This is a genomic window from Singulisphaera rosea (genome assembly GCF_054877945.1).
On record NZ_JBTYIP020000002.1, the window covers coordinates 243976 to 270360 of the forward strand.

The 26385-nt window shown below is 63.0% G+C and carries 16 protein-coding genes; 3 read left to right on the forward strand and 13 right to left on the reverse strand.

The window, feature by feature from the left end; all coding sequences use genetic code 11:
* Positions 1 to 9: 9 nt before the first annotated feature.
* From ACYOEI_RS04080 to ACYOEI_RS04090, 3 genes are all read right to left on the reverse strand, one after another.
* A complete protein-coding gene (locus ACYOEI_RS04080) occupies positions 10 to 426 on the reverse strand; it encodes a hypothetical protein (RefSeq protein ID WP_462848036.1) in 417 nt (138 codons plus the stop codon).
* 73 nt (positions 427 to 499) lie between these two features.
* Entirely contained in the window at positions 500 to 1168 is a 669-nt protein-coding gene (locus ACYOEI_RS04085; RefSeq protein ID WP_462848038.1) for a GltB/FmdC/FwdC-like GXGXG domain-containing protein, read from the reverse strand.
* Positions 1165 to 2628 (reverse strand): HEAT repeat domain-containing protein, encoded by a 1464-nt coding sequence (locus tag ACYOEI_RS04090; RefSeq protein ID WP_462848039.1) that lies wholly within the window; start codon positions 2626 to 2628, stop codon positions 1165 to 1167. The genes ACYOEI_RS04085 and ACYOEI_RS04090 overlap by 4 nt, the downstream gene beginning before the upstream one ends.
* Before the next feature lie 816 nt (positions 2629 to 3444).
* Here ACYOEI_RS04090 and ACYOEI_RS04095 point away from each other — a divergent pair.
* Positions 3445 to 4227: an MBL fold metallo-hydrolase gene (locus ACYOEI_RS04095; RefSeq protein WP_462848040.1), complete on the forward strand. Its 783-nt coding sequence runs from the start codon at positions 3445 to 3447 to the stop codon at positions 4225 to 4227.
* 129 nt (positions 4228 to 4356) lie between these two features.
* On the opposite strand, the gene ACYOEI_RS04100 is transcribed toward ACYOEI_RS04095, so the two are convergent.
* The 4 genes from ACYOEI_RS04100 to tyrS form a co-directional block, all read right to left on the reverse strand.
* The gene (locus tag ACYOEI_RS04100) at positions 4357 to 5913 is read right to left on the reverse strand and encodes a glycerol-3-phosphate dehydrogenase/oxidase (RefSeq protein ID WP_462848041.1); all 1557 of its coding nucleotides are present in this window, start codon (positions 5911 to 5913) and stop codon (positions 4357 to 4359) included.
* Between the two features lie 84 nt (positions 5914 to 5997).
* Positions 5998 to 6945, reverse strand: coding sequence for a lysophospholipid acyltransferase family protein (locus tag ACYOEI_RS04105; protein ID WP_462848042.1), 948 nt, complete (start codon positions 6943 to 6945; stop codon positions 5998 to 6000).
* A gap of 73 nt (positions 6946 to 7018) precedes the next feature.
* Positions 7019 to 8083, reverse strand: coding sequence for a Gfo/Idh/MocA family protein (locus ACYOEI_RS04110; protein WP_462848043.1), 1065 nt, complete (start codon positions 8081 to 8083; stop codon positions 7019 to 7021).
* A gap of 30 nt (positions 8084 to 8113) precedes the next feature.
* A complete protein-coding gene (gene tyrS / locus ACYOEI_RS04115; RefSeq protein ID WP_462848044.1) occupies positions 8114 to 9340 on the reverse strand; it encodes a tyrosine--tRNA ligase in 1227 nt (408 codons plus the stop codon).
* A gap of 146 nt (positions 9341 to 9486) precedes the next feature.
* Between tyrS and ACYOEI_RS04120 the strand changes: the two genes are divergently transcribed.
* Positions 9487 to 10920, forward strand: a complete 1434-nt coding sequence (locus tag ACYOEI_RS04120; protein ID WP_462848046.1) for a CPBP family intramembrane glutamic endopeptidase — start codon at positions 9487 to 9489, stop codon at positions 10918 to 10920.
* An 845-nt stretch (positions 10921 to 11765) separates the two neighbouring features.
* On the opposite strand, the gene ACYOEI_RS04125 is transcribed toward ACYOEI_RS04120, so the two are convergent.
* The 5 genes from ACYOEI_RS04125 to ACYOEI_RS04145 all read right to left on the reverse strand — a co-directional run bounded on the left by ACYOEI_RS04125 (position 11766) and on the right by ACYOEI_RS04145 (position 23096).
* On the reverse strand, positions 11766 to 15764 hold the full coding sequence (locus ACYOEI_RS04125; RefSeq protein ID WP_462848047.1) for a Calx-beta domain-containing protein: 3999 nt from the start codon (positions 15762 to 15764) through the stop codon (positions 11766 to 11768).
* Positions 15765 to 16638: 874 nt separating this feature from the next.
* Positions 16639 to 18045, reverse strand: a complete 1407-nt coding sequence (locus ACYOEI_RS04130) for an efflux RND transporter periplasmic adaptor subunit (RefSeq protein ID WP_462848048.1) — start codon at positions 18043 to 18045, stop codon at positions 16639 to 16641.
* Positions 18026 to 21418, reverse strand: a complete 3393-nt coding sequence (locus tag ACYOEI_RS04135; RefSeq protein ID WP_462848049.1) for an efflux RND transporter permease subunit — start codon at positions 21416 to 21418, stop codon at positions 18026 to 18028. Before ACYOEI_RS04135 ends, ACYOEI_RS04130 begins: the two co-directional genes overlap by 20 nt.
* Positions 21419 to 21688: 270 nt before the next feature.
* Positions 21689 to 22027 (reverse strand): hypothetical protein, encoded by a 339-nt coding sequence (locus tag ACYOEI_RS04140; protein ID WP_462848050.1) that lies wholly within the window; start codon positions 22025 to 22027, stop codon positions 21689 to 21691.
* Positions 22028 to 22037: 10 nt separating this feature from the next.
* Entirely contained in the window at positions 22038 to 23096 is a 1059-nt protein-coding gene (locus ACYOEI_RS04145; protein WP_462848052.1) for a DUF1559 family PulG-like putative transporter, read from the reverse strand.
* A 367-nt stretch (positions 23097 to 23463) separates the two neighbouring features.
* Between ACYOEI_RS04145 and ACYOEI_RS04150 the strand changes: the two genes are divergently transcribed.
* Positions 23464 to 24468: a 6-bladed beta-propeller gene (locus ACYOEI_RS04150; protein WP_462848053.1), complete on the forward strand. Its 1005-nt coding sequence runs from the start codon at positions 23464 to 23466 to the stop codon at positions 24466 to 24468.
* Positions 24469 to 24655: 187 nt separating this feature from the next.
* Here the strand turns inward: ACYOEI_RS04150 and ACYOEI_RS04155 are convergent, their stop codons facing one another.
* Entirely contained in the window at positions 24656 to 26254 is a 1599-nt protein-coding gene (locus ACYOEI_RS04155) for a TolC family protein (RefSeq protein ID WP_462848054.1), read from the reverse strand.
* Positions 26255 to 26385: the final 131 nt, after the last annotated feature.

Below are 26385 nucleotides of genomic sequence, written 5' to 3' on the forward strand. Positions count from 1 at the left end.
CGATCCGTGTCAAGGCCGGCCGTGGGATCCCATACGCTCCCTCTGCTTCTTCTCGACGTCGAAGCGAACAGCCTCCTCGAGCAGGTCGACGCTCAGAGGGACACGGGAACCGTCGGCAATCGTTAGGTGGATCGGGGTAGAGAAGGGGTGGAACATCCCCGTAAACTTCGGATCGATCGGGGCATCGACGACTCCGACCGAATTCCTCCCGACGGCGACCCGATCGACGACGAATTTCCCGTCGGATCCGATGCGAGCCGAGCGGAGCTTGCCCACGGTCCCCTCGATCGGCGTGAATTCGACCCAACCACCGCCGACAGGCTGTCCGCCTACGGTCACGAGCCCTTCGAGTCGCGTCGTCTTCAAAGAAGGCGGGCCCAGTTCCTCGGCGCATCCCGAGGCCAACACGCCGAGGGACAGTGCCAACTTCCCAAGTGCACCCGGCTTGACCGAATACGAACCGCGGCCCGATTTCACTAGATCGATCATATGCATGCCCTCAACCCGACGTCTCCGGGACGTCGACACCGAGGTCGATCCAGGTGGCAAGGTCGGCGAGCGTTTTCCGGTAGGCTTCGATCGCGGAGGGGTCGAGTGATGTGGCCTTGGGATCCTGACTGAGGAGTCGGACGAGTCGGCCGCCGCGTCGACCACGGCCAGGATTCGGTCCGATGCGATCGTCGAACGCGAAGAGCCAGCCTCCGTTCTGCCGCTCACCCGCCAGCCGGCCGACCCTCCCTCGAATCAAGAGAGTTCCACCTTGCTGATTCAACCCCGCGCGATGCCCCGCGTTTCCCTCGACATAGACGATACCCCCGACTTGCCCGTAGGCGACCGACTCACCGGTATCGCCGAGGATCACAAGTCGACCGGCTCGAATCCCTCGCCCCGCCCCGTCCGCGGCGGGACCTCGACAGACGACCGTGATCCCGGGGGCATCGAGCCCTGCGGCGATCTCGGGGCCGGCACGCCCTTCGACTTCGATCACGGCATTCCAAGGCCCGACGAGCCCAGCGGCCAGGAACCGCTGACCCTCGGCACCGAGCAGGCGAACCGACCGCACCCCGTCCTCGAGAGACTGGATCAGCTCTGCGTTGATGCGGTCATATTCTCGGATATCCGGGATCGAAAGTAACGCAGGATCTTCGCCGGTCTTGCGATCGGTCATCGCTTTGAGCCGTCGGCGACCTTCGGCTTCTCGGCGGGAACTCCGGCGACCTGGGCCTTGACCGGATACTCCGTTCCACCCGGGACGAGGTGCTTGTCCGCGGGCGCGTTCTTATCAAGGAAGGCCCGGAGTTGCCCGACACGTTCCCCGAGATCCTTGGCGAATTGAGCCTGGCGGGCCTTGGGCGACTTGATGGTCAACTCGATGGCGGTCGTCGTCACCCCTCGGACCTGATCCGTCAGCGGTCCAAGGAATCCCGAGGCGCCCGGGCCCCCCGTCTTCACCAATCCCGAGTCGCCCGCACCGTCCTGTCCGTATAACGCGGGGAAGAGTTGATAGATCATCAGCGAGGTCATGAACTGGGCCCGCGTGTTGTTCTCGCTGTAGGTCGAGGCGATCTTCTCGCCGAGATCGGCGGTAACTTCCCCGATGTAGTAGCCGAGAAGTTGCGAGTTCAACCGAGCGGCGGGGCTGAAACGCAGCATCCCCAGGGCCCAGGCCGCTTCCGCGCGAACTTCGGGACGGGCTTCCGGATCGGACAGGAGCCTGGCGGCGGCTTCGGCCATCTCGATCTTCGTCGGAGAACCGGGCTCCGCGGACAATCGTAGCCCCCCCAACGCCTCGAGCACCCGCAACTGGGCGAACCAGGGAGCGTCTTTTTCTTTGTTCAAGAAGTTGGTGAGCGCCTTGGCCGCAGGAATGCCGCGCGCCCCCAAGGTGGCGTCCACTCGATTTCCGCCCGGCCCTTGGACGATGTTCGTGATCCCTCGAGCCGCCCAGAGCTTCACCCAGATCGTCTGTTCGGGGTCGTTCAGCACTTTCACGAACAGGTCCACGACCTCGGGACTTGCCGTTTGACCGAGGATGATGATCGCCTCGATCCGGGAAATCAGGTGATTCTCGAGGACGGGAGGCAGAGACTTTAGCAATTCCTGCGTGTAGATATTCAGGAACGCTGTGTTATTCGCCCGTCGTGCGATGTCGATGGGATCCATCAGCGCCGAGCTCGCGGCTCTCATGCCGAGGGAAGTCGACGCGGTGGTCGTGCCTGTGGGAGGTTCGATCACACCTTTGATGTTGCTCGCCGCGGTCAGGTCGGCGGCAAACTTGGCGACATATTTCGAGACCATCGCACGGTCGATTGTGGTAACCGCCGCCATGTCCTTGACTTGCTTGATATTCGAGGTGGGGAACGGGACCGCGGTCAACGGGCGGAACTTCGCGGCCAGGATCTTCTCCGCGACCGGATCCTTGAAGACCTCGACCGGGATCGTCCTCTCCGACTCCTCGTCGGCAGCAGCCTCCGCGGCGGGAGCTTGGTCCTTCGGGGCGTCGGCGTCCTCTTTAGCCTTGCCCGCATCGGGGGCGTCGGCTTTGGCTTTGGCGGGTTCGCCTTTCGTGGTCGGTTGCGCCAGGACCACCGAGGGAACCGCGCCCAATAGCACGATCGAAAGCCACACCCACGAGCACCCCCGTGGCAACCTCGGGGCGAGTGCTTTGATCATGTTCGCCAACCTCTGGTTAGATTCACCGATCACGTGGACCGTTCGCATGGACGTTGGGAAACATGCCACAGGGTCGAGACGAGTGCAAGTGTCCGGCCGACTCCACGCGTAACGCCCGAGGAACCCGGCACGTCCACGGAGTCAAGAAAATCGATTAAAGGGGAGAGGGCAGTCGCCGACGGTACCCGGGCGGCGTTAGGATGGGAATCTCGTAACGTCAGCAGACGTCACCGCGATGCGACAAGACACCCATCTTGCGATGGTACCAGGACTTCCATCGAGAATTACCTCTCCAATTTAACCTACCAAAGCCCCCCTGTCAAGTCGCCCAGCCTTCCTAAGAAGCCGCTTTCCCATGCCGTTTCATCGATTGATGATGCCATTCCGGTTCACCGCCGACCGCGAGTCGATGACGGGGACTCGAGGCTCGCATCCTCTCTCGATCCTCCCCGAGCTGAATCGTGATCTGCTCCAACGATTCGGGAGACGGGCCGGCTTGTCAACGCTCTTTGGACGAGTTCGCGGGTGAATCGTTCCCAAAGACTTCGAGTCGCTCAGTGTGCCGATCGTCATCGTTACGACTCGAGGAGGGCCGACTCTCTCATGAGACATGCAAGACTGGTCGGGGAGTTGTCGCTGGAGTCGAGGATTCGTAGAATCGGGGACATCCGCCTACAAGCCTGAACGCTAAAGTGCCGACGCCTGGCAGGTCTCTGCTGGCCTTGGTCGGGCTGGCTTGGCGCGAAGGCTACGATCGGAGAGTTTTTCGGAATGGTCGAACGTCAATACATCTTCCCCGGGATCATCGAGCTCAACGTCCAGGCAAGGCGCCGGCTCGGGGTGAACATTTATCTGATCGACGGCGGCAGCGAGTATGCCCTCATCGATGTCGGGTTCCTCGACGAACTCTCGGACGTCCTCGAGCTGATCCGGCAGATGAACTTCAGCCTCTCCGCGTGCAAGATGATCCTGGCGACCCACGCCGACGCCGACCACACGCAAGGCCTGGCCAGGGCCCGAGACGTGCTCAAATGCAAGGTCGCGGCGCATCCGAAGAGCGTCGCTCCCCTCGAGCAGGGGGATGAGGTCCTGACCTACGCTCGGATCGACGCCCAGAACATCCACATCCCGATGCCCAAGTGCAAGGTTGACATCACAATCGACGAAGGTGACGTCCTCACGATCGGCGACAAGTCGCTCGAAGTCTGGAGCACTCCCGGGCACACGGCCGGCCAGCTCTCTTTCCGCATGGGCCCCCTGCTCTTCTCCGGCGACAACATCTTCCGCGACGGTTGCGTCGGCGTCATCGACGCACACCACGGGTCGAACCTCGTCGAGTACATCGCGAGCCTGAAGCGGATCCGCGATTGCGACGCCGAGTATCTCCTCCCCTCCCACGGGCCGATTTTCCGCAAGGATAACGCCCTGCTCGACGCGACGATTGCCCGCCTCGAGTCCTATACCCACATGGCCGACTTCGGAACGTGCGCAGTCGACTGGCCCCTCCTCGACCAGTGGGAGGACGAGCTGGCCCTGGGCAAACCCAAGCTCTAAGTTGCTTCGAATATCGGTCATGCACGAGTCGCGGAAGTTGAACCGTCATCGCCGACCTCTGCGAGGCCGGCGATAGAAGACGTAGCCGGGTCGCAAGGTTCCTTTTGAACCATGCGACCGTGAGGCGCTCTAGAGATCGGGCAAATAACCTCGACAGAGTTCTCCGAACTCGCGGACCTGTCCTTCCTGCCAGGCGGTATCGTGACCGAGCTCCTGGGCGAGCAAGCTTGCCACGAGAGGTGCGGCCTCTAACGCAGCCCTGGCGTCGAGCACCAGAGCCCGTGTTCGTCTGGAAAGCACGTCCTCGACGGTCCGCGCCATCTCCTCACGAGCAGCCCAAACCACTTCGCCCTCGCGTTGGGGCAGCCGAGGGTGGATCAGGCGGCCCCACTCGGGACGTTCCGCAATGAGCCGTTCAAGAATCGGCAGGTCCGCGCCATAGGTCGCGTAGGGTCCCGAGCCGGCCTCCGGGGTCCATCCGTGGAGGTGCCAGGTTGCGGTGACGCAGGGACGTCCGGGAAGCTCACCGACCTCGGCCGCCTTGTCGACGGCGTCGGAGGCCATCCGACGGTAAGTCGTCCATTTGCCGCCGGTGATCGTGATCAGTCCCGAGGCCGACACGGTGAGGGCATGTTCGCGTGAAAGGCGGGCCGACTCCGTGGGGTGGCCGGCTTTCACGAGCGGTCGCAGGCCAGCGAACTGGCTGAGGATATCGGAGCGCCGGGGCTTGACGGAGAGATAACGACCGGCGTGCTCGAGGAGGAAATCCACCTCTGCGGCTTGGGGTCTGGGCTCGATCTCGGTGTGGTCAACGGGCGTATCCGTCGTGCCGAGCAGGACCTTGTTATGCCAGGGGATTGCGAAGAGCACCCGGCCGTCGTCCGTCTGCGGGATCAGCATGGCCGAGTTGCCCGGCAGGAAGGAACGATCGAGGACGACGTGGATCCCCTGGCTCGGCGCAATCATCGTCGCGGCTGCCGGATCGTCGAGGCGCCTGACATCGTCGGCGAAGACGCCGGTCGCGTTGACGACGGTCCGCGCAGCGATGGAGAACTCCTCGCCCGACTCGGCGTCCCGGGCCAACACACCGCGAATACGACCCGCGTCTCGGACCAGGCCGATCGCCGGGAAGTAATTGAGCGCGGTGCCTCCCAGACCGACCGAAGTCCGCCAGAGTGCGATCGCCAGTCGGGCGTCGTCGAACTGCCCGTCGAAGTACACGACCCCTCCGCGCAACCCGTCGGCTCGGAGTGTCGGGATCCGTTTCAAAGCTTCCGAAGGACCGATGGAATGAGAGACCCCGAACCCCAGCCGTCCCGCGAGGAGGTCATAGACTTTCAGGCCGACGCCATAATAGATCCGCGACCAGCGGTCGTACGCCGGGACCACGAAGGGAAGGTCATGGACCAGGTGGGGGGCATTCCGGCGCAGGATCCCCCGCTCGTGCAGCGACTCGTGGACCAGGCCGACCCGCCCCTGCCCCAGATACCGCACGCCCCCATGGACGAGCTTGGTGCTCCGGCTCGACGTCCCCTTGGCGAAGTCATGGGCTTCGAGAAGGAGCGTACGGTAGCCGCGAGTCACGGCGTCGAGCGCCGTCCCCAGCCCCGTCGCCCCGCCGCCGATGATCACCACGTCCCAGGTCGGTCCGGATCGGAGCCGTTCGATCATCTCCGCCCGTGTCATCGCGGTCGACTCGCCAAGGCCAGGATTTGAACCCGGGGACCTCGCGGTCCCTCGTCGAGGGATTGTATGGCCGGTCGGCCCAAATCAACCCGTGACCTCGGTCCCTCGCGCGACGTTTCGCTTCACCCGAGGCTTCGGCTGGTGCTTCCACCGGCGATGCAGCCAGAGATACTGCTCGGGGGAGCGACGGACCACGGTCTCCAGGGCCGTCGTGTAGCGCTGGGTGAGCAGGCGGGCATCGTCGGCGGTCCCGGTCCATTCTTCGGGCTCGATGACCGCCTCGCAACCGACCTCGTAGCGAAAGCCGGGGCCGATCCGTCGGGCGTAGCCGACGACGACCGGGGCCGAGTGCTCGATGGCCAGGAGGGCGATCGCCTTGTGGGTCGACGCGGGTCGACCGAAGAAATCGACATACATGCCGTTCTGCCCGGCGTCCTGGTCGGCGAGGAACGAGAGGACGCCCCCGGTCCGCAGGACCTCGAGCATTTGATCATATCCCCCGGTCTTGGGGATCATCTTCTGGCCGGTCCGCTCGCGGAACGAGCGCAGGAAGGTATCGAGGTAAGGATTGTCGAGCGTCCGGGCGACCGAGTTCGGGGGGAATCCGAAGACGCCGAAGAGGTAGCCCGCCATCTCCCAGTTCCCGAAATGGCCGCTCAGCATGATCACCGGGCCCCCCTTCAGCAGGCGGTCGACGACCGCCTCATGGCCGACGAGCGTGATCCGGTCGCGCCAGGTGGTCGGGTGCAGCTTTCGGGGGATGTGGAGGATCTCCATCAGCATCATGCAGAAATGCCGATAAACTCCGCGCACGATCTGGTCGCGCTCGACCTCGGTGTACCGGTCGCCGAACGCCAGCCTCAGGTTGTCGAGTCCGACCTGGCGATGTCGTTTGTCGACGCGATAGAGGAGCCGGGCCAGCCATTCCGCGAAGGCGTAAGATTGCTCGACGCTCAACGCCTGGGCGATCCCGACCACCAACCGCGCGAGGAGGTAGACCAGATAATCGAGAGTGCGGTTCCGGCGTCGCATCGGCCACTCCTTTGACGTGGTCGCCGTCCGTGATCGTTCGCTCCGCGTTCCGCCAACGAGGACAAAGGTCGGCTCAAGCGTCTTGTAACGGCAGGCGGACCGCCTGTCCTGTCTTGGCCGACTGATAGATGGCCCGGATGATCTCGACCGACTTCCGGCCCTCTCGACCATCAACGACCGGTGTGCTTCCGGTGTCGATCGCCTTGAGGAAGTCGGCCAGTTGGTCGCGATGACCGATGTGGGTGATGCCCCTCGGATCGCTGGCGCCGGCAGAGAACCCTGAGGCGGCCTTCATCGCGTCCAGGATCCTGGGGTCGCCCGGTGCTTCGGTCGCGAACGACCAGAACGTGATGTCGTCCTGCTCGACCCGGGCGGAGCCTTGATCACCATGGATCTCGGTTCGCTTGAGGAGCCCGGGGTAGGCGCTCGTGGCGGCTTCGATGACGCCGAGGGCCCCGTTCTTGAATCGGATCGCGGCGACGGCGGTGTCCTCGACCTCGATCCGTTCGTGGGCGAGCAGGGCCGTGAGCGCCTGGATCGAGTCGACGTCGCCCATCAGCCAGTAGAGGAGGTCGACGTTGTGGATCGCCTGATTCATCAAGGCCCCGCCGCCGTCGAGGTCCCATGTCCCCCGCCAGCCACCCGAGTCGTAATAGGCCTGGGTCCGCCACCACTTCACGTAGGTGTCGCCGAGCGTGAGCTTGCCAAACCGGCCCGAGTCGATCGCCGCCTTGAGGGCGACGTTCGCGGGCGTGAATCGCGACGGAAAGATCGTGCAGAGCCGGACACCGGCCTCGTCGCATGCGCGGATGATCGCGTCGCAGCGCTCGAGGGTAATCTCCAGCGGCTTTTCGACCACGACGTGCTTGCCCGCGCGGGCGGCCTTGACGCCCGGCTCGAGGTGGGCCCCGCTCGGCGTGCAGACGCAGACGACGTCGAGGCCGGGGTGTGCGAGCATTTGGTCGAGGTCGTCGTAGACCTGACAGCCGCCCCCGGCCAGGGCGGCGATCTTCGCGCCGTTGGTTTCCGAACGGCTGAACGCGGCGACGACCCGCGCCCCTTCGATGTCGTTGATGGCGCGGGTGTGGAACTCGGCGATCATGCCGCAACCGATGATCCCGATGCCGTGCTCAGCCATGGAAACTCCGGGGGAGAAAGATCGAGAGACTTAGCCGCCGGACGAAAGCCGGACCCGCGCGATGTTCCGTTTTCCCGACCGGACGATCAGCCCGTCGCGAAGCTCGACGAGGTGTTTGTGGTCGACGACCTTCGCCCGATCGTCGCCGAGCGACACCCCCCCGCCCTCGATCACGCGTCGGGCGTTCGAAGTGCTGGTCTCGAAGCCGAGGACCACGATCAGCCGAGGGAGCGGGATCCGCCCTTCGCCGTCGACCTGATCGGCGGGAATCGTCACCTCGGGGATCACGTCCGGGTCTTTTCCCTGGGCACGTTTGCGGAACTCAGCCGCCGCCGCGTCGGCCTCGTCCTGATTCGTGAGCCCGGCGATGATCGTCTTGGCCAACGCTTCCTTCGCGTCCCGGGGGTTCACCCCAGGGCCGAGCCAGCGGTCGATCTCGTCGAACGAAACGTCCGTCAGGAGAGTGAAATACTGGCGAAGGGGCTCGTCGGGGATGCTCATGATCTTCCCGAAGAGCTCGTTGGCGTGCAGGCCCACGCCGATATCATTGCCCAGGCTCTTGCCCATCCGGCGCGTCCCATCGGTCCCGACCAGGATCGGCATCGTGAGGGCAACCTGCGGGCGTAAGCCGCGAGATTGCTGGAGGTCTCGCGCGACCAACAAGCTGAAGAGCTGCTCGGTCCCTCCGAGCTCGACATCCGAACGGACCTCGACCGAGTCCCACCCCTGCATCAACGGGTAGAGGCACTCGTGGAGATAGACCGGCTTCTCCGCCTTGAGGCGATTCGCGAAATCCTCGCGTGCCGAGATCTGCGACAGGGTCATGTGTCGAGTCAGATCGAGGACGTCGAGGAACGACCACTTGGAGAACCAGTCGCCATTGTGGTGGACCTCGGCCCGCTCGAGGTCGATGATCCGACCGACTTGCCGGAGGTAGTCCTTGGCGTTCTCGGTGACCTGCGCCTCGGTCAGCTTCGAGCGGGTTTCATCCCTGCCGGACGGGTCCCCCACGAGCGCCGTGTAGTTACCGATGATGATGACGGCCGTATGGCCCAAGTCCTGGAATTGCCGCAACTTCCGCAATGGGACCGTGTGCCCGAGGTGGACATTGATCCCGGTTGGATCGATTCCGTACTTGACCCGCAATGGCACGTTGTCCCGGACGGATCGCTCGAGCATCTTCGCGAAATCGGCCTCGGGGACGATCGCTTCGACACCTCGTCGCAGGATTTCGAACTGTTCCTTGACGTCCCTCATCGACTCGTCTATCTCCTCCGGGGGCTATCGTCGGCGCACGCCGATTCTAGGCGGAGCCGGGAAATCGAGCAAGGTGGCCGGCCTGGCGTGACCATGTTACGATGAGCCGTCCGCCAACTAATCCCCGCCCAAACTAGGGTTCGCTCGTGCCGCTCTCCACTTTGTCGATCCTCTCGATAACAGTCACCACCTGCATCGCGTTCATCTTTATGGGAATGCTTTGGGCCTGGATTCGCACCGTCGACGGCTACCGCCGCGGGGAAACGTTGTTGCCGACCTCGACGCCTCGGAAGGACGTCCCCTGGAAGGAAGGCTCGGTCACACTTGCCGCTCTCGGAGTCTTCTTCGTCCCCGTCCTCGTCGTCCAGGTCTATTTCGCGCTGTTCGGTCCGCCGATCTCTTTTGAAGAACAACTAAGACGGCTTCGGGCCGAGTCGGCTCTCCGCTTCAGCTTGCAATTGATCCCTTCGATCGAGGGTGTTCAGAGTCTGCCCAGCTCTGGCAAAAACCTCGTCATCGTCGCGAAGTCGGATAAGGCGATCTATCTCCGAATCTTTGACGAAGCCGGGAAGCAAGTTCAGGACACGAACGAAACGAAGCTGAACTCCGAGGCCAAGGCATTCAAAGACCTGAAGACGCAACTCACCGAACTTTGGCCTCCTCACGAGCTTTCCAAGAGCGAGACGCGAGGAGTCCTTAACAATGTCATGTCGCTACTGGACTACCCACGCTTCCAACTCCTCTCTCCAGCGGATCTGATGCTCATAAGCAGCATCGCGAACACATTACTGCTCATCGGGATACCGCTCCTCCTGCAGGCCACTTCCCGCGCGAACCTCGCGGATTTTGGTCTCACGCGCACCGCGTTCGCCGCCCAGGCCCGGTTCGGGGTGTGGGCCTTTCTCCTGTTCTCGCCCGTCGTTTACTCGATCAACGGACTTATGGTCGTGTTGTCGAAAGCCCTGGGATATGAGCCGATCAAGCATCCTTTGGAAGAAATGGTTCGCAAAGAATTCTCGGGTTGGACGGCTCTACTCGCCGTGATCTCGGGGGTCGTTCTCGCGCCTCTCGCCGAGGAATTGTTTTTCCGAGGGGTCTTCCAGTCTTGGCTGTCCAAAGCCATCCGCCGAGGCCGCAAGCGCAACGTACCCGATTTGGAGGCAGATGCAGGGTCGGTCTTGGCTGGTCTTCCCTCAGAATCAGGAACTCACGGAAATTCGCCCGTGCCCGATCTCGTCTACGACGACGTCGGGCTGAAGCCTCTGAAGTTTTGGCCGATCCTTCTCACCTCGGCCTTCTTTGCTTTGGTCCATGCGGAGCAGTGGCCGGCGCCCGTGCCACTTTTCGTCCTGTCGCTCGGGCTGGGACTCGTGTATAAGGTCTCCGGAAGCCTGGTGTCCTCGATCGTCATGCATGCGTTGTTCAATTCGCTCTCGACGCTTTTCCTCTTCTACATGCTCCTCAATCCTCCCGCTGCCGAACTGAAGAAGACGGTCTCGGAAACGCAAAAACTTTCCCGACCGAGCAACGCGATCGAACGATCGGCGCAGGTCGTCGGCCTCAGGTCAATTGGCCTTTAATTAATTTTGGATTCACCATTTTTTGGTAGACGGCGGTATCAAGGCCTGATATTGTCTTGGCGATCCGTCAATCGTCGCGACATATCCCGTTGACCGACCCGTGACTGACACGCAAATGACCGGTGTTTTGGAGGCGTCCCCTCGGGCGAGTTCCAGGCTTCGGTGGAGCGGGTTGGAGTGCGAGGCGCGATTCGTCCGATGAGAGGGATCAAGAAACCGAGTAGGGCGGCCATAGGAGCCTCGGGATTTTCTCGATCTTCGGATCGGGAGTCTTGAAGAGCTCCGATCTTGTCGTCTTTCCATCCCTCGCGGTCGTGTGGCCCGCGGAACATGCGATGACCCGTGCCATGAGGGCACGCCCCATCGTATGGGAGTCGGCTTCTTCGCAAGACAATGGAGTGGCGGAGCGAGGCCCTTCGTCGAGGGCCTGTTCTTTCACTTGGGGGTTTCTTTTGATGAGCGAGTCGAATTCTAAGAGGACTGCACCCGTACATTCGGGCTTCGAGTGGGCGGGGACAGTCGCTCGGATCCGACGAGGAGGAAAGTCGTCACGGGCCGGACGCCGCTCGGCTCTCCTGAGCGTGTTGACCGCCGCCTACGTCAATTCCTCGCGAGGCAGCCGTACGACCGAGTCACGGCCCAACACCGATCGCTCCTGAGCGACGTGTCTTGAAGTCCTTCCCACGGGTGATTGCTCTCTCAACCCGCCTCTCGATGAAATACAAGAACCGCCGGTCCTTCCCCCTCCGCGAAGGCTCCGGCGGTTTCGTTTTGCGCCCATGCTGATCGATCGACGTTCGTAACGAATCGGACCTTGGGCCGCTCGTCCCAATGCCCATGCGCGACTATCGGTGACGGGCGAAGATGAAACGCCTGGCATGCAGCATCGGGCGGTGGAAACCCCGGGCCCGGATTCGCAGTCCGCGGTTGATCGGCATGCCGTAGATAATGTCGACGGCCGGCCTCGCGTAGAAGGAACCGGCGAAAGGCATGTTCGCAACCAGGATCGGCGGGCTGTTGAAGCGAAGTTTGACCTGACCGAATGCCCCGAGACCGGTGATCGAGTCGAGGCTCGTCGAGGCCGAACCCTGCACGACCCCAAGGATGGAGGTCCGTCTCGGGACCGGGTTGAGGAGTTGAAGTCGCTGGCCGTCTCCGTTGGCGTAGCGTGTGAGGTCGAGGACCCCGCCGCCTTTCACCATGAAGGTGACGAGGGTGCCGTGCGAGTCGGGATAGCTCAGGAAGGTCCCTCTTCCGAAGAAGCCGTTGTAGGCTCCCCCGGCGATCCCCAGCCCTCCGGGATCGGTCACCCCGGCGATCTGAACATGATAGAACTGGTTGCTTCCCAGTGACGCATTCGGCTGGAGTGTGACCGAGTTCGTCGTCGGGTCGTAAGACACCCAACTCAGGCCGACACCCGAATCGTCACCGGTCCCGAGCCAACCGTCGGCCCCCACGGCGACGACATGGTAGTTCGCGGGATTGGAGGCGGTCGCCGGATCGAGCGTCTTGTTGAAGACGAGGGTAACCGTGTCGATCCCGGTCGCAGGCCCGGCGAGGCGGAGATCCTCGACCTGGGGTGCCACGTTGTCCGGGTTCAGATCCTTGATGACGAGCGTCGCCGAGCTCAAGGGCCCTAGGTCTGCCCCTCCCGTCGGTGTTCCCAACACCAGGTTCACCGAGTGATCGGCCCGGTTATAGGGATTATCCCGGACAGGTACACTGAAAGTCTTCGTCGACTCACCGGGACCGAAGACCAAGGTCCCGGAAACTGCCTGGTAATCAGGCCCGGACGCCGCGGAGCCGCCGTCGGACCAATAGTTCACGGAGACCGTCCCCTGCGTCCCATCCGTGCGGGTGACGGTGATCACGGCAACGCCCCCGTTATCCCCGACGGAAAAGGTCGGGGCCGAGAACTGTAAGGTTCCCGGCGGTTGCATGACGTTCACCGCTTCGGTCGCGAGGTTGTTCCCGGTGTCGGGGTCGAAGGCGCTCGACGAGATCGTCGTCGAGATCGTTGAGAGGCCGGCGAGGCCCGGCATAAGTGTCAGTGTATACGACATGCTGGCGTTGGGAGCCAGAGTCCCCAGGTTTGCCGAGAAGGCTCCCTGAGAGGCCGAGAAGAGACCGGGACCGGGGCCAGCGGAGAGCATCACCGCGCCCGAGGGGAGCATCCCGGTCAGGCTCACTCCAACTGCCGGGCTCGGCCCTCGATTCGACACAATGAGCGTGTATGTGATCGGCCGTCCCGTGAGCGCATTCGGGGGCAGCGGTGCGAAGGATACGCCGAGGTCGGCGACCGGCAGGACTCCAGTGGTCACCTGGATCGTGTTGTTGGTCGTGTCCGGGTCGGTCTGGTCGCCCGCAACCGCCGCGGTCAGGACGATGGGCCCTGCGGTTTGCGGTACGACTTTGATGGTCAGAGTTGCCGACGCGTTTCCGTCCATCGTCCCGAGGAAGTCGTCGAACGAGCCGTCGCTCCCGACCGGGACAACCGTCCCGAGGCTGTCCGTCGCCGAAACCACGGTTAATCCCGCCGGGAGGTGGCCTTTCAGTTCGACCCCCGTCACGGGCAAGGCGCCATGGTTCGTAACCACGATCGAATAAACAAGATCTTGACCCAGCAGCACCGGCGTCCCCAACGGCCCGACCACGACCCCGAGGTCGAAGGCGGGGGTGACGGTCGTGGTCACTGAAGCGCTGTCGTCTGCAGGATTGGGATCGACTTCGTCCGAGGAGACCGACGCCGCGAGGATGATCGAAGGCGGAGTACTCGTCGATGTCGACACGACGATCGTCAGGACGAAGCTACTGCCGTCGGCGGCGAGGGTACCGATCAGAGTCGTGATCACCCCGTCGGCAATCGTCGTCGTCGCGTCCGTCTGATTCGAGACGGCCGAGACGATTGTCACTCCGGCGGGGAGGCTGTCAATCAAGGTCACGCCGGTCGCCGTGGTCGGGCCGTGGTTCGTCACGGTGACGGTATAGGTGACCGGAGTCCCCATCGCGACGCTGGGATGATCGGCCTGGGCCGTGACGGTCAGGTCCGACAAAACGCCGATGGGCGTCGAGACCGACGCGACGTTGTTCGAGGCATTCGAGTCGCCATCACTGCATCCGACAGTGACGGTGTCGAGCAGCGAGGGCACGGACGCCGACGAGGTCTTGACCACGACCATCATGTCGTGGGTCATCCCCGGGCCGAGGACACCCAGGCTCGCGAGGAAGGACGAGCTGCCTTGCGAGATCGTGGCGAAGGCGTCGGTGATCGAGACGATCGTCACCCCGGCTGGGAGTAGGTTCGTGATCAACAGGTCGTGGGCGGTCGTGGATCCGACGTTCGTGACGGTGATGTGATACGTCACGTTCTCGCCGACGTTGACGCTCGAGGACGAGGCGGAGACGCCGACCGAGAGGTCGGCCGTACCGTCGGCCATGAGATCGCGGCCGAACTGGGAGGTGTTGCCCTGGGGGTCGGTGAGGGTTGCGGTCACGTATTGGGCGGACGAGACCGCCCCCGGCAACGTCACGTTGATCACGCCGTTACCAGCCGCGTCGGTCGTGACGCTTCGGGTCCCGAGCAGGAACTGGCCTTCTCCGAAGCCGGAGCTGTCCATCGAGTCGTTGGCGAAGAACTGAACGATGTACGTTGCGTTCGGCGCCCCGGAGAACGAGCCGATCACGGTCGTCGACGAGCCGTCCGTGCTCACGGCGGTCATCGTCGGGTTGGCGAGTTGGTGATTGGCGCCTGAGCCAAGATCGATGCCGGCACCGGCGTTCGCGAAGATGGCATTCGAGAGGATTGTGCCGCTCGAGACATTCAGGTCGAGCCCGACCCCTGGCCCGTTCCCGGTCCTGGGATCGCCGTTGAACGCGATGATGTTCGGGTCGCCGGGCAGGAGCCCGCCGATTACGTTATTGCTGCTGAGGAGCCGGACACCCCCGCCGAGGTTTCCGACGTTGCGAATCCCTGTCGGATCGGTACCGATCCAGTTCCCCTGCACGCGGAGGCCGTCGGTGCTCCCGAGCGCGGTGATCCCCGGGCCCACGTTTCCGGAGATGACGTTTCCGTCCCCCGACTCTTCCCCCCCGATGGTCGTTCCGTTGGCGTTACTGACTGCGATGCCACCGAGCAGATTCCCTTCCTTCAGGGTTCCGCTCAGATCCGTCCCGATCAAGTTCCCGGAGACGATGGCCCCCTGAATTGGGGCCGCCTTCCCGTTGAATTCGACGCCGTATCGGCCATTCAACGAGATCAGATTCCGTTGACCCGGCAGGTCGCCACCGATCTGCTCGAGCTGCCCCCCGCTGACGAGCACCCCACTCCCGCCGTTGCCGGATCCGGGACTTCCCGACGATAGCATCCCGATGAAATTGCCTTGAATCCGGGTGTTCGAGCCTGCCGAGATCGTGATCCCATTTCCTGAGAAGCCGTTGATCGCGAGCCCGATCACGGCCGAGTTGTCGCCGGTCAGATCGAGGCCGTCCGCCCCCTGCCCCGCGTCGGTGCCGTCGAGTTGGATCAAAGGAGCGCCGGAGAAATCAGGCTGAGTCGTCCCGTCGATCGTCACCCCCACGTTCAGCGTCGGAAGTGCCGAGTGGAGGGCGATCGTCTGGGCTCCCGAACCCGGGATCGAGAATGCGATCGTGTCGCCGCCGCGACCCTGGTTCGTCTGGTTGATCGCCCACCGAAAGGAACCAGGGGCCGTGTCGTCATTCGTATTCTGGACGACGAAGGTCGTCAGCAAAAGACGCGCTTCGAACGCCTCCAGCCCGGGCCGGGAGGCCGCCCGGCGAGCTCCTTTTTTGCCGATCCGGAATTGAGTCCACAGGCGCTTACGCATGGCGGAAGTCTTCCCGAGTGGTGGCTATCCCGTTGCGAAGCGCGAATCGATTTAACCCGGCAAACCGACCGAGGATGAGCGATCGTCCCCTCTCAAATCCATCCCGGCTCCGCCCTCCCCGCATCCGCGTAGGGTGAGCGCCGCGAGGCGAGCGACGACTCTTCAATTGATCGACAACAAATAAGCACGCCAAAGTCCATGTCGGCGGAACCGCATAGGAACCTCGGTTGTCGCGTTGCCACTTAACGTTCCCCGCAGGTCTCTTTCCCATTTTAAATAGCGCCAAACTCGCATTTCCTGGACCTTACTAGTCTTAGACGCCAAGAGAAACACGAGACTGAACAGAGTTGGACCGTCGCCATCCAAAGGATTCATGGGTGCATCCATTGTGGATGATCCCAACGACAAAAGAAAGAGCTTAGACTCCGCATCAATACGATTTCAGTCGACGAAGGGGCGAGGAATTTTCGCCAAGCTCTGAATTTCCCGACTCCAGTTCGAGGAAATCCGAGGAATGGTTCTAGGTTAGATGCATTGACTCGATCGATCGTGGTAGATTTTTCCGCCGAAGCTTCCCGTATTCGCAAGGAAAGCGAGATCCTGTGTGGGATGTCCACGTTCTCGCGGGGGTCGGGGCACTTACGGAGGCTTTCAGAAGTGAGGCTGATCTCGCCGACGTGAATGTTGCGAGCGTGAGTCGCCGCCGAAGAGAAAATCGGCTTTCCGTTGAGGCGATGCGCCCCGGATGGTATGCGTGGGGCAGGAACGCTGCGCCAAGCCGAGAGCATTCCGCAAACGGCTTGGCACCATACGGCACTTCGGCCGTCACTCCTCTATGACCAAACGCTCGAGCAACGCGACCGAGGCGTCGCGATCACTTCGGGGGCGTGGATCCTTCCTGATCCTTGGCCAGTGCGTCGAGGCTCCCGAGCAAGACCGTTTCGCTGCCATCGACGGGGATCCAACTCTCATCGGGTGATCCCGATTTTCCTCGTCGAAGGATTTCCGTGTGCGTATCGTCGGACGGGCCGATCAGGACGGGGGTGCGTTCGGGCTTGCCCTCGACCTTGAGGTAGATGAAATAATTCTGCCCCCCTTGAAATCCGATCGCTTTCGAGGGGAGCGTCCAGGTATTCGAACGGACGATTTCGATTTTGACGGTGACGTACATGCCCGGGCGAAGGTGTCCGTCGGAGTTGGGAATGTCGATCTCGGTCTGGAGGGTCCGAGTCGAGGCGTTGAGCGAGAATCCCGAACGGACGACTTTGCCTTGCCGCGTCGAGCCCGAGATCGCTTGGAGTTGGATGGTGGCGGTATCTTGATCCTTGATGAAGGGCGCCGCCAACTCGGGGACGCCGACGAAGACACGGACCGGGTCGGTCTGCTGGAGGACGAAGATGGGGCGTCCTTGGGGATTCACCCCAGCCTGGAGATAGTCGCCCGGGCTGATATTCCTCTGAGTGATGACGCCGGGATACTGGGCCTTGATGTGGCCGTACTCGACGTTGACCGCGGCGAGTCGCTGCTCGGCCTGGGCGACGGCGAAGTCGGCGCGGGCGGCTTCCACGTTGACTTGGGCCTGGTCGCGGTCCGCTCGGGCCGTGTCGCGTGAGGCGGTCGTCTCCGCGACCATGGCCGTCGCTTGATCTCGGGCCGCGTCCGCTTCCTCGAACTGCCGATAGGTTTCGTCGCGGACCTGACGGTCGAGGACCTGGTTGTTGACCAGTGTGACGAGTCGCTTGTACTCCGAGTCCCACCGCGTATAGCTGGCCTGCGCCCGCTTCACCCCGGCTTTCGCCGAATCGATCTTCGCCTCCGCCGTCTCGAGCCTCGACTCGGCCGCCTTCAGCATGCTCTCGGCCACGCGGATCTGGATCTCGGCACGCTTCTGGGCCGCGGTCTTCTGATTGAGCTGTTCGTCGATATCGGGGATCCACATGTCGAGGAGCACGTCGTCGGCCTTGACCCGATCGCCGATGTTGAATCGATAATTTTTAACATATCCTGCAATGTGCGAATACACCGGCGTCGACTCGAACGCCTCGACCGTACCGGGCTGGATCACGCGCATCCGGATGTCTCGGCGCGCGGGCTTAATGACCTCGAAGGAAGAGGCCTTGTCTTTGCCTTGATCCTCCGACTTCGCTCGAGCGTGATCGGACTCGGCACGGTTGCAACCCGCCGAAGTCAGGAGGCACACGAACAGCACGCGAACCGACCAGGCTTGGCCAAGCCCCTGCACGATCGTCGATCTACGAGGCTCATCCGCGATGGTCGGCATGAGAGGCTTGCTCCGGTGGTTCCGAAGTTCCAGATGGTCGCGTCTGGGGGAGTTCGCCCGCGACCGACGCGGCCGGCTCGCCGTCGGCGGCTTCGGGCGTGGAGGTCGGGTCGTAGTGGGGGCTTTCGGGATCATCGGGATCGAGCGAAGGCGACTGGCTCGAGGCGCGTCCCATGATGAGGGTGAAAAAGGCCGGGAGGATCAGGAGGGCCGCGACCGTCGAGAAGGCCATCCCTCCCATGACCGCCCGCCCGAGGGGTGCATTCTGTTCGCTCCCTTCCTCGAGGGCCAGCGACATCGGGATCATCCCCGAGATCATCGCGCAGCTCGTCATGATGATCGGGCGGAGCCGGCCTTTCGCCGCGGTGATCGCGGCACGATCGGCCGGCATCCCCTCCTCGCGTCGGTGCCGGTCGCCGAAGCTCACGAGCATGATGGCGTTCGAGACCGCGACGCCTACGGCCATGATCGCCCCCATGAACGACTCGATGTTCAGGGTCGTCCCGGTCGCCCAGAGCGCAAGCACGACCCCGCAGAGCACGCCGGGGACCGACATCACCGCCGTCAACGCGAGCGAGAACGACTGGAAATAGGCTGTGAGGACGATCAAGATGACGATCACCGCAACGCCGAGGCCGATTTCCAGGCTCTGGAACATCTGCCTCATCGGGCGGACCTGCCCCCGCATCTCGACCTCGACTCCCTTCGGCGGTTGGCCGGCACGCGCGATTGCCGCGTCGAGTTGGTCGATCGCTCGTCCCAGGTCTTCCCCCTCCACGTTGGCGGTCAGGCTCAAAAACCGCCTCATGTTATAGCGGTCGATCTCGCCGGGCATTTCGCTCCGCATGACCCGCGAAACGTCCCGGAGCAAGAGTGGCGGGGTGGGATTGGAAGATGACTCGGGGAGCGTCGCTGCCTGACGGGTCGCCTTCGGAGTCAACGGGATCAGCTCGACGTCGGTCGCATCCGTCATCTTCATCGACGGGACTTGGACCTGGACCTGGTACGACGTGCCGCTCACATCGTCGCGCCAGAAAACCCGCGAGGTGTATCGGCTCGAGTACGTGGCGGCGACCAGCGAGTCGCCGACGTCCCGGGCGGTCACCTGGCTCAACCCGGCCCGCTCGCGGTCGATCGCGACCTGGACCGTCGGATAGTGGAGCGACTGTTGCAACTGGAGGTCACGGATCGACTTGATCTGGCGCATCTCGCCGCGAATGGCATCCACAAACGCACTCGAGTCGCCGAGGTTCCGGCCGCTGACATCGATCTCGATCGGCGCCGGGGCGCCGAGGCTCATCGTCTCCGAGATCAGATCGCCGGGCTCGAAGGCGAAGACGAGATCCTTGACGCGCTGATCAACCTGGTCGGCCTCAACCCCGAGACGCACCAGTTCGCCGCGATACCAGGCGCCGACCTTTTTCGGGAGGGCTGTCCGGAGTCGTTCCTGGAATTCGAAGACCCCGAGCTTGCTCCCTTTCCGCAGGCCGATTCGGAGCATGCAGTCGTCGGGGCCCCGGCTCCAGAGGTAGGCCGCGTTGATGGTAAACACGGGAGGAGTCGATCCGACGTAGCCCATCGTGATCTCGACGTTCTCCGGCCCAGCCTCCTCGGCGATTGCGTCGAGGGTCTTTTCCGCCAACTGTCGCGTCAGGTCGAAATGGGTGCCGGCCGAAGGCCGGACGCGGAGTTGGAACTGGCCGGCATCAACTCTCGGGAACAGCTCGCGCCCCAGCCGGCTTCCCACGGCGACGACGATACCCCCCGTGGTCAGCAGATAGGCCAGGATGACCAATCCCCGATAGGCCACCGACATCGTGACCAGGCGTCCATAGACCCCCTGGAACTTGGTGAAGAGCCCGGGACGCTCCACAGACTTCTCGCTTCCATGCGAGGCCTTCTCATGGCCCCGCAATAGCCAGATGCTCAGGACCGGGACGAGCGTGCTCGAAAGCAAGTAGGAGGTCACCATCGCCGCGCCGACGGCGAGGGACAACGGCACGAAGAGGGAACGTACCGGCCCTTGCATGATGAATGAGGGGATGAAAACCGAGAGGATGCAAAGCAACGCGAGGAGTCGAGGGACCGCCGTCTCCGTGTTCCCCTGGCGGACGGCCCGGGACATGGAGCGCGTGTGCTCCATCTGGGTGTGGATGTTCTCGATCTCGACCGTGGCCTCGTCGACCAGGATGCCGATCGCCAAGGCCAGGCCGCCGAGCGTCATGATGTTGATCGTGTGCCCGGCCAGGTTCAGCACTACGATGGAGCCCAGGAGAGCCAACGGGATGTTCAGGACGACGACGATCACGCTTCGGACGTCGCGGAGGAAGACCAGGACCATCAGGCCCGTCAGGCCTGCCCCGAGCGCCCCTTCGACCCCCACGCTCTCGATGGCGCGATACACGATCGGCGACTCGTCGAACTCGTAGGAGACCGTCACGTCGTCGGGTAAGGCCGCCTGGAACCGCGCCATGTTCGCCTTCACATCGCTCACGACCGTGAGCGTCGACGCATCCGACCGTTTGACCACGGGGAGGAAGACCGATTTCCTCCCATTGACGAGGGCGTATCCCGTCGTGATGTCGGTCGAGTCGTTGACAGTCCCGACGTCGCGGATGTAGACGTTCTGCCCCAGCTTCAACGGGACGTTGCGCAGTTCCTGGGGGTCGAGGACCATCGCGTTGGATGGGACCACCGCCAACTGATCCTTGATCGCCACGTTGCCGGACGGGCTGATATAGTTGCCCCGGTCGATGGCGTCGACGACGTCCTGGGGTGAAAGGTTGTAGGAGCGCAAGCGGTCGGGGTCGACGTTGACCACGATCGAACGGACGTTGCCGCCGAATGGCGGGGGCGACGAGACGCCCGCCACTCCGGAGAACATCGGCCGGACCCGGTAGAGTGCCAGGTCCTGGAGCTCGCCGACGGGCCGAGTCTTGCTCGAGAACACGAGGTATCCGACGGGCAAGCTCCCGGCGTCGAGTCGCACGACGTAGGGAGGCAGCGAACCCGTCGGCATGACCGCGAGCGCCCGGTTGGCATACGCGACCGTCTGGGCGGTCACCTCGGCCATGTCGGTCCCGGGCTGGAAGTAAATTTTGAGAACCACGAGGCTCTGAATCGACTTCGACTCGACGTGCTCGACCCCGCTCACGTACTGGAAGAAGAGCTCATAGACGTTCGTGATCAGGCCTTCGATCTGCTTCGGGTCCATCCCCCCGTAGCCGTGGATCACATACAGAACCGGCTGGTCCAGTGACGGGAAGATATCCTTTTGCATCTGGACGATGCTGTACAAGCCCCCGAGCGCCAGGGCGAACACGAGCATGACCACGGTCACGGGCCGGCGGAGGGCGAAGACGATCGGATTCATGCGGGCCTTCGTCGCGGGCGTTGAGGGACTCGAGCGGTCTCAAGCTTTAAATCGCATCCGCCCGGAAAGGGGAGAGCGAATCGAGGGCTCGAACAATCGAGATCGCCGAGGGATGGATCCCACGAGCCTGGTCGGGGCGATCCTCGGAAGTATTATCTCGAAACGATCACCACTCGCCAGCCCCTGCCCTCGGCCAATCGACCTTGATCGACGGGTTTCAACGCGACTGCCGTACTTCGACCCCGTCCCATGGACGAATTCTCCCTGGACTCATCGAGCCTGGCCCTCCATAAACGTGGCCAATCGCGCCTGTGCGGCTTCCCAGCCTCCCCCCTTCGCCTCCGTGATGATCGACTCCAGCGAATCCGCGGCCGACGCCGGGAGTGTCCCGGCCTCACGCTGCGCCTTCAAGGTCGAGGCGCAACGGTCGACCCTCGAAACATCCCTCAACCCGACCGCCGTATAGAGGGCGTCGACGGTTTTGAAGGCCTCCTTGCTGTCGCCGATCTGTGGCTGTCCGCATCCGGTGGTGATCAGGGCCACCGCGAGGATGAGTCGAATTCGACGAGTGCGAGGGAAGGACTCGGACGTGGATTCATCCGCAGTCATGGAGTCTCGATTAGAAGTCACCGCTGGTCACCTCTCCTTGATTACGGGTCGAGAGATAAACCCACGTCCATGGGTAAATCGTCTGCTTGATCCACTTGACCGAGCCGTCGCCGAACAAGACGTTGCAACCCCCGCCGTGGTCGGAGTACATCTCGTCCGTGTGTCGAAACGGATGGTTCGGCGCGTGGATGATCACCTGGGGATGGTCGTGCACATCCGGGCCGCTATGGCACCCGACCATGTCGCCTCCGCTATTCGGGTCGGAGGGAAGGCCCGGCTTGGGCCAGACGCTCGAGAACGGGACCACCCCGAACCAGGTGTTGTCGGAGATCGACGAGGAGCGTTCGCCGAGGAAGACCGTGTTCGAAAGCCCGTCCGTCACGTCCGCGACCTTGATGCGGGAGTTCTTGTAAAACGGCCCGGTGATCGTATCCGGCGGGAGACCGGCCATCGGCTCGGGGACGTCCATGTCGTAGGAGTAGGCCTTCGAGCGTCCCCAGGGCTGATTGATCCCGGCGTTAGTCACGTAATGCGAATGTGGGAGACGAATCTCCGGCGAAAAGGGGCCGCCGTCGTTGGGGCTGTTCGCGTCCCCATTCGTGTACTGATGGACGGCGAACCCGTCACTCCCGCCGTGAGCGTCGGGGCAGAGGAAGACGGAAATCTTGGTGTGCGCGGAGGTCGTATTATCGGGGGCCCAGCATGGGAGGTTCGTATTCACGCTCGCATAGAGCGGGGCCTGCTCGAGATATGGGAGCACCAGCGTGCCCCAGGCGAATCCGGGGAGCGTATTGATCCCACCATCCGGGTAGGAAATCCCGTAGGCGGTCCCGGAGGCTTTCGGGTCGGCGACATACGAGGGCGGGAATACGCCGAGCGCCGACTCGTAATTCGCGAGAGCCAATCCGATCTGCTTCAGGTTATTCACACATTGCATCCGCCTCGCCGCCGCTCGAGCGGACTGTACGGCCGGCAAGAGAAGGCCAACCAGAACCCCGATGATGGCGATCGCGACCAATAACTCGATGAGGGTAAAGCCACGTACGCGCGGAGTTCCTCGTTTGACCATGGCAACGCTCCTGTTTTTGGGCAATCAAAATTCCAGAACAGGAGCGTATCCCGTCTCTGTCAGGTTTGCAAACTCAGTTTTTGGAAATCCAAAAAAGTGAAATTCGGCGAACTTTGATTTTGAATTCGACTCACTCAATCCCCTCCGAGTTGTTAGACGCACTCATCGACTGGTCTTCGCGTATGTCGAAGGGATCTGAACCTAATCGAGGGACGACACTTCGAGGGGACAGATTCGCGCGACTCGCTATCAACGTCGTCGCCTGGTAGTCTCTGCCTCGTTCCACCCGGCGAGACCCGGTGGAGGTGCGATCCCGAGGTTGATCGCCAGCAGGCTCACAAATCACCAAAGCCAGGGAGTTTCGACCGTGAGGAGTCTCTCCACCTCGTTTGCCGTTTCCGTCCTGATCGGGTTCGCCAGCTCTGCGTTCGCTGCCGACGTGGTCAAACCCGTGCGGATGGGTTCCGGGATCATGACCTTCGACACGGTCCCCGCGTGGGCCCTCGGTGAGGATGGGAAGTCGGTGCTCGGCCCGTGCCACGGCAGCGTCGTCGTAGACAAAGAAGGCATGATCTACACGAGCACCCACGCGGGCGTGCTCGCCTTTTCACCGGACGGCAAGGTCGTCCGCAAGTTTCTCGGCGATCGGTATTCCGACATCCACGACATGAAGATCCGCGAAGAGGGAGATGCCGAGTTCATCTATGGCGCGCGGAACAACAACGCCGAGGGCTTCAAGTTCAACGCCAAGACCGGCGAGATCGTCCTGAAGCTCCCGTTCCCCGAAGCGTCCGGGCTCAATCTCAAGCAGTTCAACCCCACGGCGATCACCGTCGCCCCGAACGGAGATATTTATCTTTCCGATGGTTATGCAAGTAACCACATTTTCAAATTTGACAAGACCGGCAAATACCTCTCACACTTCGGGACGAAGGGGAACGGGCTCAAGGAATTCAACACCGCGCACGGGATGACCCTCGACACGCGCTACGCCCCGCCCCGGCTCCTCATCTGCGACCGCAATCACCAGCCCAAGGGCCGACTGGTCCATTACAGCCTCGAGGGCGAGTACATCGACGAGGTGGTGACTGGCCTTGGGATGCCGACCTCGGCCGTGGTCCAGGGCGACTATGTGTCGGTCCCCGACCTCCAGGGCCGCCTCGTGATCCTCGACAAGAGCAACACGATCATGGCCGTACTCGGCTACAACGTAAATCCCGCGACCCGAGGGAATTACAACGTCTTGCAGAAGGACTGGATCGAAGGGATCTTCAGCGGTACGCACGGCTCATCCTGGGACAAGGACGGCAATCTCTACGTCCAGGATTGGAACGTCTCCGGACGACTCATGAAACTCGTCCGGGCCAAGTAACCCCATCGAGTCGAGATCGATGGGCCCAACCATCCTCCCCGATGCTCGAAACGGGCAACGACCCCGACTCGACCGAGACGTCGGCGCGTGACTCGATCGTGATCGATCCCGAAACCAAGCTCACCGAACTCCGGGTCGCGATGCTCCGATCCTTACAGGCCGGTCTGCCGTTGTCCCGTGGAAATGCTCAGCGACTCTCCGGGCCGGAGTCGTCGATGAGTTTGGGAGCGCTTAGGGGGACGGACTGGGGCGGGAGCGGCTGCACGGCAGGCGGCTCGACGGCTTTCGACGTGATCCACTGGGCGGGTTGGCCGAGGGCGCGATAGAGAGCAAACTGGGCCCGGTTCGCTTCGTTGATGGCGTTGCTGTAGTCGTGGAAGGCGACGTTGAGCGCGATGATCGCCGCCACGACTTCCTGAGGACGGACCACCAGTCGCAGCAGCTCACCCGCCGGGCGTGTCGTCTCGCGAAGGCCGATGAAGTTCTTGTCGGCGGATTCGGCCGCCTGTTCCAGCTCGACCTTGGTCTCGTCGACCCGGACGCGGGCCGTCTGGAGTCGGGCGAGAGCCTGAGCGACCTCCGATTTGACGCGGAAGATCGTCCTCGAAAGCTCGATGGAAGCGAGGTCCCGCTCGGCGTGGCGCTGTTTGATCAGCCCGGCGTTCCCGAAGCCCATGTTCTGAAGTTCCCAGACGACGGCCACCTCGAAGTCGGCCCTCGACCCATTCTGCGAGAGTTGCTGATTCGGACCTCCGGCGTAGTTGCCCGCGCCGATCAGCCCCGAGCTCGTCGTCGGGTTTGTTGCGACCACTGAAGGCAGGAACGGGCGGCCCTTCTCTCGATTCAAGAGTTGCCTGGCCGCCTCAACCAGCTCGCGTCTCGAGGCGATCTCGGGGCGGTTCTGCAACGCGACCGGGAGCAACGCTTCGGCGGGCTGGTCCGAGGGGATCAACGTCAGGAGCAAGAATGGCGGCTCGATTGGCTCGAGGAGCGTGGCTGGATCGAGTAATAGGATCTCGGCGAGCCGGGCACTCGCGATCCGCCAGTCTTGGATTGCCAGTTGTTGGGCCTGTTTCAGATTCTGAAGCTCCGTCCTCGAACGATTGATTTCGAGGGGGGCGATCAGTGTCGGTGCCAGCCCCCGTGCATAGTCGACGAGCCGTTTCGCACGCCCTATCGACGCGATCGTTCCGAGGAGCCGGCCCCGAGCCTCCTGAAGATCGAAGTAGGCCAGGGTCACCGACTGGAGCGCATCGTTCCGGGCCGCCTGGAGGTCGGCTTTCCTCGATTCAACGACCCGACGAGCAGCCAGGGGCGCGAAGATCGCGTCGGTGAGTCCGACGGAGAGCGTCGGGCCTCCGCCTGTCAGGAATGATTGGCGTCCCTTGACGAAGAGACCTCCCGTGAAAATATTTTGCTGCACCCCGTCATGCCGGAAGTAGTCGATCCCGCCATTGAGGTTGGGGATCCAGAGGGCGCGCGCTTGCAGGAAGAGCGCGAGCGATTGTCTGACCTGGGCATCGGCCGCGGCGATGTCGAGCGGAGTTGCTCCGGCCAGCCGCAACGCCGCGGCGAGGTTAATCGGTAGTCCGTGTTCGGTAGGCTCGGCGACCGGGCGTGCCCGTGGACCCGCGGTCGGCGAGGCGGTCGGGATCGGCTGAAGCGACATGACTCCCGCGTCGTCGCCGGCCCGAGCCGGAACAGGAGCTGATTCGGCGACAGGACGCCGAGCCGCGAAGGCGAGCACGACGATCAGCAGCCACCCGAGTCCGCGTCTCCGACGCATGGTCCCCTCCTGGGGTCTCGACAGGATCCAACCTCCAGGATCCACAATCCTCTACGTCCGACGACTGGTATCGACCTCGCGAATTCCTCGCGTTGAGAGCGTCAAGGGTGACTCCGAGTCGAATCACTCTT